The sequence below is a fragment of the Actinosynnema sp. NPDC023658 genome (genome assembly GCF_040639995.1).
Taxonomy (GTDB): domain Bacteria; phylum Actinomycetota; class Actinomycetes; order Mycobacteriales; family Pseudonocardiaceae; genus Actinosynnema.
The window spans coordinates 1-1,760 of the sequence record NZ_JBFAAX010001097.1 but is presented as its reverse complement, the minus strand read 5'-3'; the positions used below and the strand labels follow the sequence as shown (position 1 = coordinate 1,760).

General features: G+C 75.6%; 1 protein-coding gene. It reads right to left on the bottom strand.

Annotation, left to right across the window (positions count from 1 at the left end):
• A partial coding sequence (locus AB0G02_RS38460) for a glycoside hydrolase family 3 N-terminal domain-containing protein (protein ID WP_360804914.1) occupies positions 1 to 1,760 on the bottom strand: 1,760 nt, incomplete at both ends.

Below are 1,760 nucleotides of genomic sequence, written 5' to 3'. Positions count from 1 at the left end.
TCCGCGCCGGGACGGGTGCCGGGTTTGCGCACGTCGAGCTCCAGCTCGACCTCGCCGTCCGTGGTCCACGGGTCGCCGCCCGACACCACGCGCGCGGACGACCAGGTGAACGTGCCGTAGCCGAGGCCGTGGCCGAACGGGAACGCGGGCGTCGGGTCGACGTTGGACACCTCGCTGCGCCGACCGAGCGGTGCGGACAGGTAGGTGCCGGGCTGGCCGGACGCCTCGGCCGGGATGCCGACCGGCAGCCTGCCCGAGGGCGCGACGACGCCGGTGAGGACGTCCGCGACGGCCCGGCCGCCGAGCTGCCCGGGGAAGAAGGTCTGCACGACCGCCGCCGCGCCGTCGGCCAGGTCACCGATCGCGTAGGGGCGTCCGGTGATCAGCAGCAGCACGACCGGCGTCCCGGTGGCCAGGACCGCGCGGACCAGGTCCGCCTGCGCGCCGGGCAGGCGCAGGTCCGTGGCGTCGCAGCCCTCGCCGGACGTGCCGCGGCCGAACAGGCCGGCCAGGTCACCGACGGCGACGACGCACACGTCCGCCGCCCGCGCCGCGTTCACGGCGGCCGCGACCTGCTCCGGGTCCGCCTCGCCGGTGACGTCGCAGCCCTTCACGTGGATCACCTCGCCGCCCACCGCGTCACGCAGCGCCGACAGCACGGTCGGGATCTCCAGGCCGAGCCCGGCGTCCGGGTGGTGCACGCCGATGTGCGCGGGGAAGGAGTAGCAGCCCAGCATCGCCATCGGGTCGTCCGCCAGCGGGCCGACCGCGGCGAGCCGGACGCCCGGGCGCAGCGGCAGGACGCCGTCGTTGGTCAGCAGCACCACGGACTCGCGGGCCAGGCGCAGCGCGACGTCCCGGCCCTCCGGCGAGTCCAGCCGCAGCTCGTCGACGTCGTCGGGCAGGGGGGACCAGTCGGGGTCGAGCAGGCCGAGTTCGACCTTCTGCCGCAGCACGCGGCGCAGGGCGCGGTCGACCAGCGCCTCGTCCACGTCGCCGCGCCGGACCGCGTCCAGCAACGGCGTGCCGTAGCAGCGCACGGTCGGCAGTTCGACGTCCACTCCCGCGGCCAGGGCCAGCGCGGCGGCGTGCGCCTCGTCCTCGGCTATCCCGTGCAGCGTCTGGAGGAACTTGACCGCGAAGTAGTCCGCGACCACCGTGCCGTCGAAACCCCAGGTGTCGCGCAGCAGCCCGGTGAGCAGCCCGGCGTCGGCGGCCGACGGCACGCCGTCGATCTCGGTGTAGGACTGCATGACCGACCGCACGCCGCCGTCGAGCACGGCCATCTCGAACGGCGGCAGGACCACGTCCGCGAACTCGCGGGGGCCGATGGCCACGGGGGCGAGGTTGCGCCCGGCGCGCGAGGCCGAGTAGCCGGCGAAGTGCTTGAGCGTGGCCACGATCCCGGACTGCTCCAGGCCGCGCACGTACGCCGTGCCGACCGTGCCGACGAGGTACGGGTCTTCCCCGATGGTCTCCTCGGTGCGGCCCCAGCGGTAGTCGCGGGTGACGTCCAGGACCGGCGCCAACCCCTGGTGCACGCCCGCGGCGCGCATGGAGCGGCCGATCAGGCCCGACATCTCGCTGACCAGCTCGGGGTCGAACGACGCGCCCCAGGACAGCGGCGCCGGGTACGCGGTGGCCTGCCACGCGGCGAACCCGGTGAGGCACTCCTCGTGCACCTGCGCGGGGATGCCGACCCGGTTGGCGGCGACCACGTGTCGGTGCGACGCGGCCAGCGACCGGGCGCCCGCGGCCGG